The organism is Streptomyces griseus subsp. griseus (assembly GCF_000720255.1).
Lineage (GTDB): Bacteria > Actinomycetota > Actinomycetes > Streptomycetales > Streptomycetaceae > Streptomyces > Streptomyces griseus_I.
Genome location: NZ_JOJE01000010.1, coordinates 83,341 through 99,875, shown reverse-complemented (window position 1 = coordinate 99,875; position 16,535 = coordinate 83,341). Strand labels below are relative to the sequence as shown.

The window sequence follows — 16,535 nt, the reverse complement described above, 5'->3', positions numbered from 1 at the left end:
GAGGGCAGGACCCCAGGGAGGCCAGCGTGACCGTCTCGGGCATCGACCGCCTGCACTCGCAGCTCAGCAAGCTGGAGGACATGTTCCCCGGCTATCTGACGGAGATTGTCGAGGGCAGCATCGTGATGAACCCGGTCAGCCCGTTCCACGGGAGGACGATCCAGCGGTTGTGGGCGATCGTCGAGGGGCAGATGCCCTCGGAGTGGGCGCTGGTGAGCGATGTTGCGTTTCCCCTCGACGAGGCCAACGAGTTCTGCCCGGACATCGCGGTCATCCCGGCGGAGGCGGAGGCGGAGAATCGCAGCGCCTACCCTGCCGACCTGATCGAGCTCGTCGCCGAGGTGGTGTCTCCGGAGAGCATCCGGCGCGACTACGAAGTCAAACCTCGCTGGTACGCCTCTCGCGGCATCGCGAACTACCTGGTCCTCGACCCTCTCAAAGGCCATGTCGTCACGATGTGGAACCCAGGCCCCGACGGCTACCGGGGCCGTGACACGATCCCGTACGGCGCGGAGCTGACCATCGACTCCCCACTGGGCAAGCTCACCATCCCCACCAGCCGCCTCCCCGTGGATCGCCAGGCATCCGGCCGGTCCTGAACACCTTCCGCCCCACCGGTACGCTCAAGGTGTGAACGCAGGAGAAACGCAGCGTGTGCCTTGGATCGTGGGGGTGTCCGGAGCGTCTGGGACGCCATACGCCGCCGCCGTGCTGCGTGCCCTGCTCGACGCGGGGGAGAGCGTCGACCTCGTCGTCAGCCGGGCCTCCCGGCTGACCCTGCTGGACGAGACCGGCATCTCCTTCCGGGACGCCCACTGGCGGGCCGACCTGCGGGAATGGCTGGCACGGGGAGCCGACGGCAAGCCCGGCATCTTCGACGTCGACATCGACCGCGTACGGCACTGGAACGCCGGGGACCTCGCCGCCGGGCCGTCCTCGGGGTCGTACGCCGTGAAGGGCATGCTGATCGTGCCCGCCTCGACGGCGTGCGTCGCCGGAGTCGCGCTCGGGCTCTCCAAGGACCTGCTGCAGCGCGCCGCGAGCGTGACCCTGAAGGAGCGGCGTCCGCTGGTGGTGGCCGTGCGGGAGACCCCGCTGAACGGGCAGACGCTCAGGCACCTGGTGGCCCTGGACGACGCGGGCGCGAGTGTCGTGCCCGCGTCGCCCGCCTTCTACGCCGGGGCGACCCACATCCAGGACCTGGTGGACTTCGTCGCCGGCCGGGTCCTCGACGCGGCGGGCGTCCCGCACGGGCTGTACCGCCGCTGGACGGGCGAACTGGGCGGCGGCAACGCAACCCGCCCGACGTGAGCGCCGTCTGAGTAAGTCGCAGTACCTCTCATCACCACCCTCATCACCCAAGAACTTTCAGTGGAAGGCTTCGATCGCATGGACGCGGTGGACAGGCAGCTCATCCAGGCCCTGAGGGAGAACGGCCGGGCCTCCTACGCGGAGCTGGGACGCCTCGTCGGCCTGTCGGGACCCAGCGTCACCGACCGCATCAACCGGCTGGAGGCGGCCGGTGTCATCACCGGCTACCGCGCCAGCGTGAACGCCGTCTCGCTGGGCCTCGGCGTCATCGCCCTGATCGGCATCTCGCTCTCCGACGCCGCCGACCACGAGGACGTGGCGGGCCGGCTGAAGGACCTCAGCGAGATCGAGGACTGCTGGTTCATCGCCGGCGACGACTCGTTCATGCTCAAGGTGCGGGCGACGGACGTGGACGGCCTGGAGAAGATCATCCGACGGCTGTCCGGGATCAAGGGCGTCTCCAGGACCCGTACGACGATCGTGCTCTCCACGAAGTGGGAGAACCGGGTCGGGGAGCTTCCCGAAGAGGTCTAGGGATACCGTTGGTCGGGCTGTCGTAGAAAGGTGTTGACATGGACGTCGGGCTCAAGCGCGAGCTGGAGGAGAAGGTCCGCTCCGGTGAGCGGCTGTCCCGCGAGGACGGCATCGCGCTGTACGAGTCGGACGACCTGGCGTGGCTCGGCGGCCTCGCGCACGAGGTGCGGACACGCAAGAACGGCGACGTCGTCCACTTCAACGTCAACCGCCACCTCAACATGACGAACGTGTGCACGGCGTCCTGCGCCTACTGCTCGTTCCAGCGCAAGCCGGGCGAGAAGGACGCGTACACGATGCGCATCGAGGAGGCGGTGAAGCTCGCCAAGGCGATGGAGGGCGAGAACCTCACCGAGCTGCACATCGTCAACGGACTCCACCCGAACCTGCCGTGGCGCTACTACCCGCGCTCGCTGCGGGAGCTGAAGGCCGCGCTGCCGAACGTGTCGCTGAAGGCGTTCACGGCGACGGAGATCCACCACTTCGAGACGATCTCCGGGATGTCGGCCTCCGAGATCCTCGACGAGCTGATCGACGCGGGCCTTGAGTCCCTCACCGGCGGTGGCGCGGAGATCTTCGACTGGGAGGTCCGCCAGCACATCGTCGACCACCGCACCCACTGGGAGGACTGGTCGCGCATCCACCGGCTGGCGCACGAGAAGGGGCTGAAGACCCCGAGCACCATGCTCTACGGCCACATCGAGGAGCCCCGCCACCGCGTCGACCACGTACTGCGGCTGCGTGAGCTCCAGGACGAGACCGGCGGCTTCCAGGTCTTCATCCCGCTGCGTTACCAGCACGACTTCGTGGACATGAAGGACGGCAAGGTGCGCAACCGGCTCCAGGCGCGGACGCAGATGGCGACAGGGGCGGAGGCGCTCAAGACCTTCGCGGTCTCCCGCCTCCTCTTCGACAACGTCCCGCACGTCAAGGTCTTCTGGGTCATGCACGGAGTCCAGACCGCGCAGCTCGCGCTCCAGCACGGCGCCGACGACATGGACGGCTCGGTCGTCGAGTACAAGATCACCCACGACGCGGACAACTACGGCACGCCCAACAAGTTGACCCGCGAGGACCTCCTCGACCTGATCCGCGACGCCGGCTTCCGCCCGGTGGAGCGCAACACGCGGTACGAGATCATCCGCGAGTACGAGGGCCCGGACCCGGCGCGCAGGGAATCGCCGCAGCCGATGCGGGTCTGAGCTGCTCAGCGACCAGCCGCCACGCACGCACCCGACACGGGTCCGAGTCCCCACGGCGGGTACTCGGACCCCATGGTGACCACCCGAGCGCCTGAGGACGCCTACACCGCGGAACCGTTCGTCCCGGAAGGGCCACGCGACCTCACCGCCCTGCGCAAGGCCGCCGCCGACTGCCACGGCTGTCCCCTGCACAGGGACGCCACGCAGACCGTGTTCGGCGCGGGCAGCGCCCACGCGCGCGTGATGCTCGTGGGCGAGCAGCCCGGTGACCAGGAGGACCGCCAGGGCAAACCCTTCGTCGGCCCGGCCGGCAAGCTCCTCGACCGAGCCCTGGAAGAAGCGGGCCTGGACCCGGCGGACGCGTACATCACCAACGCGGTCAAACACTTCAAGTTCACCCGGGCCGAACCCCGCAAGCGCCGCATCCACAAGGCGCCCAGCCTGCGAGAGATGACCGCCTGCGGTCCCTGGCTGGCCGCTGAGCTCGCCCTGGTGGAGCCCGAGCTGATCGTCGTGCTCGGGGCGACCGCGGGGAAGGCGCTGCTCGGGTCGTCGTTCCGGGTCACGCAGGTGCGCGGGACGGTGCTGGAGGAGGAGATCCACGGGCGCCCGGAGCGGCTGGTGCCGACGGTGCACCCGTCGTCGGTGCTGCGGTCGGACGACCGGGAGGCGGCGTACCAGGGTCTGGTCTCTGATCTGGCGGTGGCGGCGCGGGCGCTCTCGTGATGCCGTAATGGGTACGATGCGACCATGCCCCTTACTTTCACTCTTGGCCCCGCCGTCACCCCCGCCCTGCGGGACGGTCTGCTCGACCTGTGGGCCGACGTCAGCAACGCCGGAGGGGCCGTCGGGTTCGTGTCGCCGGTGGCCCGGGAGGACCTACGCCCGGAGCTGGTGAAACACTTCGCGGCGATGAGTGAGGGGCGCACCCGCCTGCTCGTCGGGCACGACGAGGAGGGGCAGGTGGCCGCGACGGCCTTCCTCACCCTCAACACACACCGGCTGATGACCCACTGGCTGTGGTTGTACACGGTGATGGTGCACCCACGGCACCAGGGCAAGGGGTACGGCCGCGATCTGCTCGCCGCCGCCGCGGACGCGGCCCGCACCCTCGACGGCATCGAGGCGATACGCCTCACCTGCCGGGGCGGACTGGGCCTGGAGCGCTTCTACGCGTCCTGCGGCTACAAGGAGGTCGGCCGCGTGCCCGGCGCGATCCGCGTCGCCCCCGGCGACGACCGCGACGACGTCATCATGCTGCTGCCGCTGGGCTGAGCCGGCGTACCCCCGTGCAGGACCGGTACACCGGCGTGCTTCACTGGACAGTGCCCCTTTGTGCCAGAAACGGAAGAGTGGATTGAGATGCTCCGCTACACGCTGATGCGCCTCGGGATCTTCGTGGGCTGCCTCGTGGTCGTCTGGGGCCTCGTCTACTCCGGTGTCGTCCCGCGCGGCCTCGGCCAGTCCAACGGCATGTGGGTGATCCTGCTGTCGCTGGTGATCTCCGCCCCGATCAGCTTCGTGGTGCTGCGCAAGGAGCGGGACCGCGCCTCGATCCAGGTCGTGCAGCGGGTGGACCGCGTCAAGGCGAACCTGGAGGCGAACCGCAGCCAGGAGGACGTGGCCGACGACAGCGCCCGCGCCCAGGGTCAGGCTCAGGGGCAGACGCAAGGTCAGACGCAGAGCCACGCCTCGTAGGGGTCTCACTCGGCGCGGCCCCAACTAGGCTTTGCCCATGGGTGTCGTGAAGAGCAAGCGGATGCCGCGTGCCGTCCGTGAGCAGCAGATGCTGGACGCCGCCGTACGGACCTTCGGGCAGCGCGGGTACATGGCCGCCTCGATGGACGACATCGCCGAACTCGCGGGCGTGTCCAAGCCGTTGGTGTACCTGTACCTGAACTCCAAGGAAGACCTCTTCACCGCCTGCATCCGCCGCGAGGCGAAGGCGCTGACCGAGGCGGTCCGGGCCGGTGTCCACCCCGGGCTGTCCGCCGACCGCCAACTCTGGGACGGACTGCTGGCGTTCTTCACGCACACCGCTCACCATCCGGAGGCCTGGACGGTACTGCACCTCCAGGCCCGCACCCACGGTGAGCCGTTCGCGAGCGAGGTCGCCGCGATGCGGGAGGAAATCGTCGCGTTCGTCACCCAGCTGATCGCGATCGCGGCCCGCGACGCCGTCCCCCACTCCCGGCTTCGCTCGGGCGGGGGGACCCCCGTCGCCCCCGACCTTCAGGAACGCGAGGTCGCCGGTCTCGCCCAGGCCCTGGTGGGCGCCGCCGAGTCCCTCGCCGCCTGGGCCAACGCCACGGAGGGCGTCACCGCCCGGCAGACGGCCACGACCCTGATGAACTTCGCGTGGGCGGGCCTCGGCAGCCTCATGGCGGGCCGCTCCTGGTCGCCGCCGGCCCAGCCCTCGGTACCGCCGGAGGAGCCGGCCGCTCACGGCGGCGGCTGAACGCGCACACCGTCAGGTCCGGCCCCGCTCATCGCAGCAGCCGCACGCTCCCCGTCACATGCGCCTTCTCCCCGTCACCGCTCCTCAGCTCGAACCGCTCCCCGTCCGCCGCGTACCGCACCGTCCCCGGCAGCAGCACCGGAGCCCTGAACTCCGCCCGGACCCGGGCCGCGTGCGGGGTGCCGTGGGCGGCGAGGCAGCGGGCGACCGTCCACATGCCGTGCGCGATGGCCCGGGGGAAGCCGAAGAGGCGGGCGGTGAGGGCGTGCAGGTGGATGGGGTTGCGGTCGCCGGACGCGGCTGCGTAGCGTCGCCCGACATCGGCGGCCAGCCGCCATTCGGCCAGGTGGGGAAGCGGCTTCCGCCCGCTCGCACGCGCCGGGGGTTCGGGTGCCCCGGCGGTACGTCCGTCCGTGCGGTGCCGTGCCAGATAGGCGCTCCGCGACTCCCACACCACGTCGTCACCGAGCCGCAGCTCGGTGACGACGGCGGCCTCCGTGCCCCTGCGGTGCGGCGCCAGCCCCGCCACGCGCACGCTGAGGTCGTAGGCCGCCGTGGCGGGCAGCGAGGCGTGCCGGGTGATGTCGATCGACGTGTGGACCAGGCCGAGAAGCGGGAGCGGGAAGTCCCGGCCGCTCATCAGGTGCATCGCGAGCGGGAAACCGAGGACGTGCGGAAAGGTGATCGGCAGGGCGTCCTCGCCGGTGGCGAAGCCGCACACCCGCTCGTAGGCGGCCAGCCGGGCGAGGTCGACGCGCAGGCCGGGCAGCACGAGCGGGGTGCGGGGGAAGTCGGCGTCCGGGTGAGGGTGCTTGAAGAGGGACAGCAGGGTGCCCCGGGCGAGCAGCGGGGCGAGGGCGGGGGAGCGGGTGAGGAGGGTCATCGGGCCCCCAGCGGGCTCTGTTCGCAGACCCGTACGACCTGTCCGTCGACGCAGGCGGATTTGCCGGTGAAGCTCAGACAGCGGTCGGCCATGTCGATCTCCCCAGGGGTCGGCGTGGTGTGTGTCCCATTTACTTACTCTGGAGTCAGGTTACCCTGGGTAAGTCTAGGTCGGAGCAGGCTGGGACGTACGTGAGGGTCGCTCACATAACCCCCGAGGTTGCACAGGCCTGGCCCCGGATCGCCTCCGTACCCGCACAAACCCACCACAGCAGCCCCGTACGATCCCCTTCCTAACCGTCGGTAACGCGTTTCTTCCGCCACCGACGGTGAACGCCCCGCCACTCGGGGCACGTACGTATTGCAGCAAGGCAGTTCGACGCTGCACGCCCAGGGAGCCGCCCGTGTCCACGCCGTACTCCACCACCGCAAGCTACGACGACGCTCCCCCCACCCTCGTCGCCCCCGAGACCCGCCGACTCGACGGAGTCGTACGCGAGGCCTCGATGCCCCCGTTCGCCCTGCCCGTCACCCACGGCTCGCTCGCCGACCTGCCCTTCGACAACGCGGCCGCCGCCCCCGACGCGGTCGTCATCAGCCGCAAGACCCAGGACGGCACCTGGGTGGACGTCACGGCCGCCGAGTTCGCCGCCGAGGTGCACGCGCTCGCCAAGGGACTCGTCGCCGAGGGCCTGGTACCGGGCGACAGGATCGCCGTCATGGCGCGCACGCGGTACGAGTGGACACTCCTCGACTTCGCCGCGTGGGCGGCCGGCCTGGTGACCGTCCCCGTCTACCCGACCTCCTCCGTCTTCCAGACCCGCTGGATCCTCCAGGACTCCGGCGCGGTCGCCCTCGTGACCGAGACGGCCGGCCAGGCCGCCGCCATCGGCCCCGAACGCGACCGCCTGCCCGACCTCCAGCACATGTGGGTCATCGAGAAGGGCCACCTGGACCGGCTCGAGGAACGGGGCGCACACCTGCCGGACCAGGAAGTCGCCGTACGACGCGGGATGCTGGTCCCCGACACCCTCGCCACCCTGATCTACACCTCCGGTACCACCGGCCGCCCCAAGGGTTGCGTCCTCACCCACGGCAACTTCTTCGCCGAGGTCGACAACGCGATCGAGTACCTCTACCCGATCTTCAAGGCGCGGTCGAACGAGGAGGTGTCGGTCCTGCTGTTCCTGCCGATGTCCCACGTGTTCGGCAGGATGGTCGCCATCGCCTGCGTACGCGCCCGCGTCCGCCTGGGCCACGCCCCCAGCCTGAAGGCCGAGGACCTCCTCCCCGACCTGGCCGCCTTCCGCCCGACCTGCCTCCTGGCCATCCCCTACATGCTGGAGAAGATCTACAACACCGCCCGCGCCCGCGCCGAATCGGGCGGCCGCCTCTCCTCCTTCGACCGCGCGGTGTCGATCGCCCGCCGCTACGGCGAGGCGGTGGAGGCCCACAAGACGGGCACCGGCTCCGGCCCCAACACGGCCCTGAGAGCCGCCCGCACCTTCTACGACCCGCTGGTCTACCGCCGCATCCGCAACGCCATGGGCGGCCGCGTCCGGCACGCCATCTGCGGCGGCTCCCCTCTCGGCCGCCGCCTCTCCTCCTTCTACCTGGGGGCGGGCATCGAGATCTACGAGGGCTACGGCCTGACCGAGACGACGGGGGCGTCCACGGTGACGCCCCCGATGAAGCCGCGTCTCGGGACGGTGGGCTGGCCGATGCCCGGGACGAAGGTCCGTATCGCCGCCGACGGCGAGATCCTGATCAGCGGCGGCCACGTCCTGCGTGGCTACTGGGACCCGGCGGCCGGCGGCGTCGTCCCGGCCGCCCCCGACGGCTGGCTGGCCACCGGAGACATCGGCGAACTGGACGACGAGGGCTTCCTCACGATCACCGGCCGCAAGAAGGAAATGATCATCACGGCGGGCGGCAAGAGCGTGGCCCCCGCCCCGCTGGAGAACTGGCTGCGCTCCCACCCCCTGATATCCCAGTGCATCGTCCTGGGCGACGCCCGCCCCTACGTCTCCGCGCTGATCACCCTCGACCCCGACGGCCTCACCCACTGGCGCCAGATGAACGGCAAGCACCCCGTCCCGGCCGAACTCCTCATCGGCGACGACGACCTGAACGCGGTGCTGCAACGCGCGGTGGACGAGGCCAACAAGCTGGTCTCCCGCCCCGAGTCCATCCGCCGCTTCGCCGTCCTCCCCGTCGACTTCACGGAGACGTCCGGCCATCTGACCCCGTCGATGAAGCTGCGCCGCGAGGCGATCATGCGGGACTTCGCGACGCAGGTGGAGGGGCTGTACGTGAGGTAAAGAGCTCGCGGACCGGGGTGGGCACGGGGAGGGCACGGGCGTGACCGCGCACCACAACGGCATCGAGTTCCGCCACCACCCCTGGTCCGAGAACCCGGCCGCGGCGGTGTGGGGCATCCGCATCGACGGCACACAGCACCCCGTCCTCGGCTGCGGTTGCGGCTGCGGCATCTGGCAGTGCTGGCCCCTGCTGGCCCGCATCACGGTCACCCCGACTCGGCCCGTACGTGTTCGGGCGGGAGGCCTACGAGGCCGCTCTCCTCGCCGGACCTACGGGGTGTTGCTCCGCAGGGCCGTGTCCACCAGACGTTGGGCCAGACCGGAGAAGGCGCTGCTGAGCGCCTCGTCCGTGGTCCGGTCGGCGTACGTCTGGAAGACCAGCCCGGCCGTGGCCTGGACGGCGGGCCCGAGGTGGGCCCCGTCGGCGAGGAACTGCTGCTGCACCTGCACCGGTACCGGCCACTTCTTGGGCCAGGGGAACTTCGGCGGGGTGGGGCAGTAGTCGTCCCCGACCTCCGCGAGGACCTCGACGGGGTTCCGGCCGGCCAGGCTGGCGGCGATCGTCGCCTCCGCGACCGACACCGCGGTGTCCCGGATCGCCCGCCACACGGCCTCCCGGGGCGGCAGCGGCTGTGGATTGAGCCGCGCCTCGTCCCCGTCCGCCGACCGCGCACCGAGACGCCCGTCGAACAGGGGCAGATGCGGCTCGATGATCTCCCACCACCGGGGATCGGCATGCGCGAGCAGTTCCAGGATGCGACGGGTCTGGGCGGCGCTGGTTGCGGTACTCACGGGGACTCCTTGCGTGTCTACGGTTCCGCTCTGCCCTCCCTGTGTAAGGCCCCCCACGACTCGATTCGCCCATTGACCCGACCGAGGGCGCGGCCGTCACCCTTCACCGCTCACCTCTCGTCCCCTCACCCCTGGTACTCCTGGTCCCTCCCCGGTCCCCCCGACAGCCTGTCCCTGCCCGGGCCCCCGTGCAGCACGTCGTTGCCGCTGTTGCCGTACAGCACGTCGTTGCCCTGCTCCCCGTACAGCTTGTCGTTGCCCTTGCCCCCGTACAGGACGTCGGCGCCCGTGCGGCCGTGCAGCACGTCGTTGCCGTCGTCGCCGAAGAGGGTGTTCTCGACTTCCTCGGCGCCGCCGGTGAGGGAGTCGTTGCCCGGGCCGCCGTGGCACTCGTAGCGGCAGTCGGTGAGGGTGTCGTCGCCGGGGCCGCCGAAGGAGCCGAGGCCCCAGACGCCCCCGCCTCCCGCGAGGCGGTCGTTGCCGGCCTCGCCGTAGAGGACCGACGCTCCGCTGCCCCGGATGACGTCGTTGCCGGAGCCGCCGTGGATCGCGGCGTACGCGGAGTTGTCGGCGGGGATCGTGGCCGTGTCGTCGCGGTCGCCGAGATCGACGTCGTAGATGTCGGAGTCGTCGGAGCCGAGGGGGATGGGGACCACGCACCGGGCGACGGTGTGGTCGCTCGCCGACGGGTACGTGCATTCGCCGGCCGCGAGGGTGATGCCGACGCGGTCGCGGAAGGTGAGGACGTAGTCGGACTCGAACTCCGTCCTGGGCACCACCTCGGCCGACACGGTGAGGCGGTTGGTCTGGCCCGGGGCCGCCTTGTACCAGAGCTCGCCCTCCTGGTGGACGAGGGAGGCCGTGGCCGTCGGGGCCGCCTGGGCGGTGGGTCCCGAGAGGATCGCGCCGCCGAGGCATAAGGCGAGGGCGGCGGTGACGGTAGTGGTTCGGTGCGTGCGCATGCGGAGACGCCCCTTCGGCAATTCCGGTTTCCGTATCCTGCGATCACCTCTTTGACCCTGAATCAGGTGAACCGGTTGTGCCGGGGAAAGGCGCCACCCACGACTTCACTCCGCCGTTCTCCGGAATTCCGCACCGGAAGGCGGAGTGTTCACCTCCGTGTTTTCAGTCCGCCGCTCTTGATGCCTTGTGGGCCGTCAGGAAGGCCTGGGGTGCCGTGTCGCCCAGGGACTCGTCGGGTTCGCGTACCGCCTGGGAGTGGAGTGCGAATCCGGCGGACACCAGCAGCTCGACGACGCGGTCCGGGCGTCGGCGTTCGAAGTCGAGGGTCACCGGGTGCCCCCACGGCCGGTCGAGGTGGCGCGGCTCGTCGCCCACCTGGAAGGCGAGGAGCAGGTGGCCGCCCGGTGCCAGGACGCGGTGGAACTCGGCGAAGAGGTCGGGGAGCCGGTCCATGGGGGTGTGGATGGAGGAGTACCAGGACACCACGCCCGCGAGTTCCCCGTCGGGGATGTCCAGCTCCAGCATCGAACCCTGTTCGAACCGCAGTTCCGGGTTCTCGCGCCGGGCCACCGCCAGCATCCCCTCCGACAGGTCGACCCCGAACACCGGCAGACCGAGGCCTGCGAGGTACCCCGTGACCCACCCGGGCCCGCAGCCGAGGTCCGCCACCGTGCCCTTGTCACCCACCAGTTCCGCGTACGCGGTGAGCAGCGCCCGCTCCAGGGGCCTCCTCGTGTACCCGTCCTGGAAGTGGTCGGCGTAGTCGTCGGCGATGGCGTCGTAGAACGTCCGGGTGGTGGCGAGGAAGCCGGCGGTGTCGGTCATGGCGGGGGAGCCTAACCGGGGCCACTGACATGCGGGCCGGTTCAGGCCACCCCGGCCGCCCGCAGCAGTGCCGTCGCGCCCGCCGCGGCCAGGACCACCACCGCGAACGGCGCCCGCCGCCAAGCGAGCAGTCCGCCGACGAGCACCCCGGCCGGGCGCGCCCAGCCGGCGAAGTGACCGCCCTCGGTGAGTGCCCCGGTGGCCAGCAGGGCGACCAGGAGAACGACGGCACCCGTCGAGAGAAGGTCCTGGAGGCGGGGCGAGATGTCGACCCGCCCGTGCAGAACGGGGCCCACCAGGCGGAAGGCGTACGTTCCCGCAGCGAGCGCCAGAATCATGACGAACGTCGCGGTCATGCCGCTCCCTTCCTGCGGTACAGCGCGGCGAGCCCGCTCAGCGCGGCCAGCACCGGCACCCCGGCCGGGACGACCGGCGCCACCGCCAGGGCCACCGCCGCGCCGGGCAGCGCGGCCCGCCGTACCCGCTTGTCCGCGCGCAGCGCGGGCAGGACGAGGGCCACGAGCACGGCGGGGAAGGCGGCGTCCAGGCCGTAGCGGGCGGTGTCCCCGAGGGCGCCGCCGGCCAGGGCTCCGGCGAGCACGGACATGTTCCAGGTGGTGAAGAGGCCGATCCCGGACACCCAGAACGCGGTCCGGCGCCGTAGCGGATCGGGCTGGGCGAGGGCGAACGCCACGGTCTCGTCGGTCACGAGGTGTGCGCCCAGGAACCGGGCGAGGCGGCCCCGGCCCAGTACGTCGGCCACGGCCAGGCTGTAGGCGGCGGTGCGGGTGTTGAGGAGCAGGCCGGTGGCCGCCGCGGCGAGCGGGCCGCCCCCGGCCAGCAGCACGCCGACCGCGCTGAACTGGGCGGAGCCCGCGTACACGATCAGGGACATCACCACCGGTACCCACACCGGCAGGCCGCCCGCCACGGCGATCGCGCCGAACGAGACGCCGACGATGCCGCCCGCGAGGCACACGAGGGCGACGTCCCGGAGGAGCTCTGTGGGCTGCTCTGTGGGCTGCTTTGTTCGGTGTGACGAACGCATGTTTTCTACACTGGACAAGAAACGTGGTGTTCGTCAAGGCGAACGAGCGTACTTCTGTAGCGAACGATGAAGCCCGCTTCCGGAATGGTTGAACGAATGGAGTGCCCCGTGGTCGATGCGTCGACACCGCCGCCCCGCCTTCCCCTCGACTGGATCGCCGCCTCCCTGCGCCGCGAGCGCACCCGGGCCGGGCTGTCCCTGTCCGAGCTGGCCAAGCGGGCAGGGATCGCGAAGTCGACGCTGTCGCAGCTGGAGGCGGCGAGCGGTAATCCGAGCATGGAGACGATCTGGGCGCTGGCGGTGGCGCTGGGGGTGCCGTTCAGCGCACTGGTGGAGCCGCCTACGTCGGCGGTGCGGGTGATCCGGGCGGGGGAGGGGCCGGCGGTCGCCTCGGAGCAGGCCAACTTCGTGGGCACGCTGCTGTCGGCCAGCCCTCCCGGGGCCCGGCGGGACATCTACCACCTGCGGGCGGAACCGGGCACGCCCCGGGTGTCGGAGCCGCACATTCCGGGCTCGGTGGAGCACCTGGTCGTCAGTACGGGGCGGATGAAGGCCGGGCCGGTCGGGGAGAGCGTGGAGCTGGGGCCGGGGGACTACCTGACCTACCGGGGGGATGTGCCGCACGCGTACGAGGCGCTGACGCCGGGGACGACGTTCGTGCTGGTCATGCAGCACGTGTGAGGGGTGAAGCCGGGAGCGGGGGCGGGAAAGGGCAGGAGCCCCGTCGCCGGATGGCGCGGGGCTCCTTGGGTACTGCGGTGCGGCGCGATCAGATGGGAGTGACGTTCTCCGCCTGCGGGCCCTTCGGACCCTGCGTGACGTCGAAGCTCACCGACTGGTTCTCCTCGAGGGAGCGGAAGCCGGCGGCGTTGATCGCGGAGTAGTGAACGAAGACGTCGGGTCCGCCGCCTTCCTGGGCGATGAAGCCAAAGCCCTTTTCGGCGTTGAACCACTTCACGGTTCCGGTAGCCATAAGCCCTCCTTGGGCCCAAAGGGTTGCCCTGCTCCAGAACCCTGCAAGTGTGAAAACAAGATGCCGCACAACTCTGCATACGTCTGAAAACGACGAGAGCCCGCGGTTACATGCTCCGCAGGCTCTGTACTGCAAGGGAAACCAAACTGCAACTTGCGGCGAGCCTAGCACGCAGGCAGCCGAAAGCAATAGAGGTCAAGATCACTTCACCCGGATGTTTGAAACCATGTGGGTGAGGTTGACTCGACCTCCACGACAGGGAGCGACACGTAACCCCCATCGAGGCCCACCCTGAAGGGGGAACCGTACCCCACGCGGGCTAGCCTCGCGATGTGGACAATTCTCGCACCCGGCCGCGCGTCGGCCACATTCAGTTCCTGAACTGCCTGCCCCTCTACTGGGGGCTCGCGAGAACGGGCACGCTGCTCGACTTCGAGCTGACGAAGGACACCCCGGAGAAGCTCAGCGAGCAGCTGGTGCAGGGAGACCTCGACATCGGGCCCATCACCCTCGTCGAGTTCCTGAAGAACGCGGACGACCTGGTGGCCTTCCCCGACATCGCCGTCGGCTGCGACGGGCCGGTCATGTCCTGCGTGATCGTCTCGCAGGTCCCACTGGACCGGCTGGACGGTGCCCGGGTCGCCCTCGGCTCGACCTCGCGCACCTCCGTCCGCCTCGCCCAGCTGCTGCTGGCGGAACGCTTCGGCGTCCAGCCCGACTACTACTCCTGCCCGCCCGACCTCAGCCTGATGATGCAGGAGGCGGAGGCGGCCGTACTCATCGGAGACGCGGCGCTGCGGGCCAACCTGCTGGACGGGCCGCGGTTCGGGCTGGAGGTGCACGACCTCGGCGCGCTCTGGAAGGAGTGGACCGGGCTGCCGTTCGTCTTCGCCGTCTGGGCGGCGCGACGGGACTACGTGGAGCGGGAGCCGGTCATCACCCGCCAGGTCCACGAGGCCTTCCTCGCCTCCCGCAACCTCTCCCTGGAGGAGGTCGGCAAGGTCGCCGAGCAGGCGGCCCGCTGGGAGGCCTTCGACGAGGCGGTGCTCCAGCGCTACTTCACCACCCTCGACTTCCGCTTCGGCGTCCCCCAACTCGCCGCGGTCGCCGAGTTCGCCCGCCGCGTCGGCCCGACGACCGGCTTCCCGGCGGACGTGCGGGTGGATCTGCTCCAGTAGGGCGCCGCGGCCGTGCCGGGCGCCGCGTCTGTTCCACGGGGGCTGCATCCGCGCCCGTGGGCACGGCGTCTGTTCCACGGGGGCTGCATCCGCGCCCGTGGGCACGGCGTCTGTTCCAGTACGGCTGCAGCTGCTCCGGCACCGAGGGCACGGCCGCCCCGCCGCACTAATCTGCTGTGCAGTCCTACGGGGGAGAGGTGGACGCCATGCAGCCGCTCGGAGCCGACGAGCCCACCGCCATGGGGCCCTACCGACTGCTCGGCCGGATCGGCTCCGGCGGGATGGGCCGCGTCTATCTGGGCCGCAGCGCCGGAGGCCGCACGGTCGCCGTCAAGATCGTGCACCCGCACTTCGCGCTGGACGAGGAGTTCCGCGCCCGCTTCCGCCGCGAGGTCGAGGCGGCCCGGCGGGTCGGCGGCGCCTGGACCGCACCGGTCCTGGACGCCGACCCTGACGCGTCGGTCCCCTGGGTCGCCACCGCGTACGCGGCGGGCCCGTCGCTCGCCGGCGCCGTCGCGGACGGCGGGGCGCTGCCCGAGCACACCGTACGGGTCCTGGGCGCGGGCCTCGCCGAGGCGCTGACGGCGGTGCACGACCTGGGGCTGGTGCACCGGGACGTGAAGCCGTCCAACGTCCTGCTCACCGTGGACGGCCCGCTGCTCATCGACTTCGGCATCGCCCGCGCCACCGACGGCACGGCCTCCCTGACCTCGACCGGCGTCTCGATCGGCTCCCCCGGCTACATGTCCCCCGAGCAGATCCTCGGCAAGGGCGCGACCGGCGCGGCCGACGTCTTCTCCCTCGGCGCGGTCCTCGCCTACGCGGCGGCCGGCGAGTCGCCGTTCCCGGGGGACTCCTCGGCGGCGCTGCTCTACAAGGTCGTCCACGAGGAGGCGCGGCTGGGGCAGTTGGGCGGTGAGCTGCGTGAGGTGGTCGAGGCGTGCCTGGCCAAGGATCCGGCGGTCCGGCCCACGCCCCGGGACGTCGCCCTGCGGCTCGCTCCGGAGGGCACGGCACGGCTGGTGGCGGCGGGCTGGTTGCCGGGTGCGCTGGTGGAGCGAGTCGGGCGCAGTGCCGTACAGCTGCTGAACCTCGAGGCGGCCGGGACGGCCGGGGCGGCGCCGTCGGGGCCGGTGGAGTTCAGCAGTCCTTCGGTGGGCGGGGCTTCGGGGGTGGGTGAGTTCGGGCCGCCTCCCGTGATGCCTCTTCCCGTGATGCCTCCTGCCGTGATTCCGGCTCCCGTGATCCCGCCTCCCGCGACGCCGTTGCCGGTGGACGCCCTGCCCTACGTACCGGAGCCGCGTGACGCGCCGCCGCAGGACGGGGGTGTGGCGTCGGGGGTGTCGGGGACGGGGCCCGGCAGGCTCTCCGTGTCCGTCGCGGCGACGTCGACGCCCGGGGACGAGGGGCGGGGGCGTCGGCTGAGCTGCACGGTGGCTCTCGCGGTGGCGGGAGCGCTGGCGGCGGTGACGGTGGGGTCGGTGTTCGTGTTCGACCTGCTGCCGGGCGGCGACCGCGACAGCGACAGCGACACCTCGGCGGGTGGCGAGTACTCCGCCGCGCCGACGTCGGCGCCGGGGTCCACGCCTACGCGGTCACCCACGTCGTCACCCTCGTCGTCCGCCACGTCGTCACCCACGGGCAGTGACCTGCCGAGTGATGCCGCCTCACAGGTCGTCGGCGTACCCGCTCGTTACCTCGGCACCTGGCAGGGGCAGGGCACCGGGCTCGACGGCAGCGTCCCGATGGGCACGTTCCGGGTGACCGTGAAGCAGGTGGCGGTGGGGGAGGAGTTGGGCAGCGTCCGCAACACGGATCCGTTCGGGACCATGGTGTGCGTCGACGTCCTCACCCTGAAGGAGGTGACGGACAAGCAGATCGTCGCCACGTCCGTGGGCGCCGACTCGAATCCGGCGACCTGTGTGAAGAGCGCCGCCACGGTCACGCTCACCCCGGCCGGCGACGGCCTCACGTACGCCTCGGACAGCGACGGTTCCGGCCGTCCGGTGGCCCGGCTCGCGAAGGTCAAGTAGGGGAGAGGGGAGGGG

The 16,535-nt window shown here is 71.1% G+C and carries 19 protein-coding genes; 12 read left to right on the top strand and 7 right to left on the bottom strand.

Translation table 11 applies throughout. The annotated features are described in order from the left end of the window. The first annotated feature begins 26 nt into the window (after positions 1 to 26). The 8 genes from IG99_RS16045 (at position 27) to IG99_RS16010 (ending at position 5,505) form a co-directional block, all read left to right on the top strand. Positions 27 to 599: a Uma2 family endonuclease gene (locus tag IG99_RS16045; protein WP_037674488.1), complete on the top strand. Its 573-nt coding sequence runs from the start codon at positions 27 to 29 to the stop codon at positions 597 to 599. A 55-nt stretch (positions 600 to 654) separates the two neighbouring features. Beyond that, positions 655 to 1,311, top strand: a complete 657-nt coding sequence (locus IG99_RS16040) for a UbiX family flavin prenyltransferase (protein ID WP_037674486.1) — start codon at positions 655 to 657, stop codon at positions 1,309 to 1,311. A 78-nt stretch (positions 1,312 to 1,389) separates the two neighbouring features. Then, a complete protein-coding gene (locus IG99_RS16035) occupies positions 1,390 to 1,845 on the top strand; it encodes an Lrp/AsnC family transcriptional regulator (RefSeq protein ID WP_037674651.1) in 456 nt (151 codons plus the stop codon). 38 nt (positions 1,846 to 1,883) lie between these two features. Further along, on the top strand, positions 1,884 to 3,047 hold the full coding sequence (gene mqnE / locus IG99_RS16030; protein ID WP_037674483.1) for an aminofutalosine synthase MqnE: 1,164 nt from the start codon (positions 1,884 to 1,886) through the stop codon (positions 3,045 to 3,047). Between the two features lie 72 nt (positions 3,048 to 3,119). Beyond that, complete coding sequence (locus IG99_RS16025) at positions 3,120 to 3,773, top strand: UdgX family uracil-DNA binding protein (protein ID WP_107055941.1); 654 nt, start codon at positions 3,120 to 3,122, stop codon at positions 3,771 to 3,773. Positions 3,774 to 3,797: 24 nt separating this feature from the next. Beyond that, entirely contained in the window at positions 3,798 to 4,322 is a 525-nt protein-coding gene (locus tag IG99_RS16020) for a GNAT family N-acetyltransferase (RefSeq protein ID WP_037674479.1), read from the top strand. Positions 4,323 to 4,409: 87 nt separating this feature from the next. Then, entirely contained in the window at positions 4,410 to 4,745 is a 336-nt protein-coding gene (locus IG99_RS16015; protein WP_037674476.1) for a DUF4229 domain-containing protein, read from the top strand. Positions 4,746 to 4,782: 37 nt separating this feature from the next. Beyond that, a complete protein-coding gene (locus IG99_RS16010) occupies positions 4,783 to 5,505 on the top strand; it encodes a TetR/AcrR family transcriptional regulator (protein WP_037674474.1) in 723 nt (240 codons plus the stop codon). A 28-nt stretch (positions 5,506 to 5,533) separates the two neighbouring features. Here the strand turns inward: IG99_RS16010 and IG99_RS16005 are convergent, their stop codons facing one another. Further along, complete coding sequence (locus tag IG99_RS16005; RefSeq protein WP_037674471.1) at positions 5,534 to 6,388, bottom strand: MaoC family dehydratase; 855 nt, start codon at positions 6,386 to 6,388, stop codon at positions 5,534 to 5,536. Between the two features lie 403 nt (positions 6,389 to 6,791). On the opposite strand from IG99_RS16005, the gene IG99_RS16000 reads away from it, so the two are divergent. Then, a complete protein-coding gene (locus tag IG99_RS16000; RefSeq protein ID WP_037674469.1) occupies positions 6,792 to 8,708 on the top strand; it encodes an AMP-dependent synthetase/ligase in 1,917 nt (638 codons plus the stop codon). A 270-nt stretch (positions 8,709 to 8,978) separates the two neighbouring features. Here IG99_RS16000 and IG99_RS15995 read toward each other — a convergent pair whose 3' ends face one another. The 5 genes from IG99_RS15995 to IG99_RS15975 form a co-directional block, all read right to left on the bottom strand. Further along, positions 8,979 to 9,500 carry a hypothetical protein gene (locus IG99_RS15995; RefSeq protein ID WP_037674468.1) on the bottom strand — a complete coding sequence of 174 codons (522 nt, stop codon included), beginning with the start codon at positions 9,498 to 9,500 and terminating at the stop codon, positions 8,979 to 8,981. A 125-nt stretch (positions 9,501 to 9,625) separates the two neighbouring features. Continuing rightward, positions 9,626 to 10,462, bottom strand: a complete 837-nt coding sequence (locus IG99_RS15990) for a calcium-binding protein (protein ID WP_037674466.1) — start codon at positions 10,460 to 10,462, stop codon at positions 9,626 to 9,628. 163 nt (positions 10,463 to 10,625) lie between these two features. Further along, complete coding sequence (locus tag IG99_RS15985) at positions 10,626 to 11,288, bottom strand: class I SAM-dependent DNA methyltransferase (RefSeq protein ID WP_037674462.1); 663 nt, start codon at positions 11,286 to 11,288, stop codon at positions 10,626 to 10,628. A gap of 41 nt (positions 11,289 to 11,329) precedes the next feature. Continuing rightward, positions 11,330 to 11,644, bottom strand: a complete 315-nt coding sequence (locus tag IG99_RS15980) for an AzlD domain-containing protein (RefSeq protein WP_037674459.1) — start codon at positions 11,642 to 11,644, stop codon at positions 11,330 to 11,332. Then, positions 11,641 to 12,336 carry an AzlC family ABC transporter permease gene (locus IG99_RS15975; RefSeq protein WP_037674456.1) on the bottom strand — a complete coding sequence of 232 codons (696 nt, stop codon included), beginning with the start codon at positions 12,334 to 12,336 and terminating at the stop codon, positions 11,641 to 11,643. Before IG99_RS15975 ends, IG99_RS15980 begins: the two co-directional genes overlap by 4 nt. Before the next feature lie 108 nt (positions 12,337 to 12,444). Here IG99_RS15975 and IG99_RS15970 point away from each other — a divergent pair, with 108 nt between their 5' ends. After that, a complete protein-coding gene (locus IG99_RS15970) occupies positions 12,445 to 13,017 on the top strand; it encodes a helix-turn-helix domain-containing protein (RefSeq protein ID WP_037674641.1) in 573 nt (190 codons plus the stop codon). Positions 13,018 to 13,105: 88 nt separating this feature from the next. Here IG99_RS15970 and IG99_RS15965 read toward each other — a convergent pair whose 3' ends face one another. Continuing rightward, positions 13,106 to 13,309: a cold-shock protein gene (locus IG99_RS15965; protein ID WP_037674453.1), complete on the bottom strand. Its 204-nt coding sequence runs from the start codon at positions 13,307 to 13,309 to the stop codon at positions 13,106 to 13,108. 332 nt (positions 13,310 to 13,641) lie between these two features. Between IG99_RS15965 and IG99_RS15960 the strand changes: the two genes are divergently transcribed. Beyond that, complete coding sequence (locus IG99_RS15960; protein ID WP_037674452.1) at positions 13,642 to 14,487, top strand: menaquinone biosynthetic enzyme MqnA/MqnD family protein; 846 nt, start codon at positions 13,642 to 13,644, stop codon at positions 14,485 to 14,487. Positions 14,488 to 14,693: 206 nt separating this feature from the next. Then, on the top strand, positions 14,694 to 16,520 hold the full coding sequence (locus IG99_RS15955) for a serine/threonine-protein kinase (RefSeq protein WP_037674638.1): 1,827 nt from the start codon (positions 14,694 to 14,696) through the stop codon (positions 16,518 to 16,520). Positions 16,521 to 16,535: the final 15 nt, after the last annotated feature.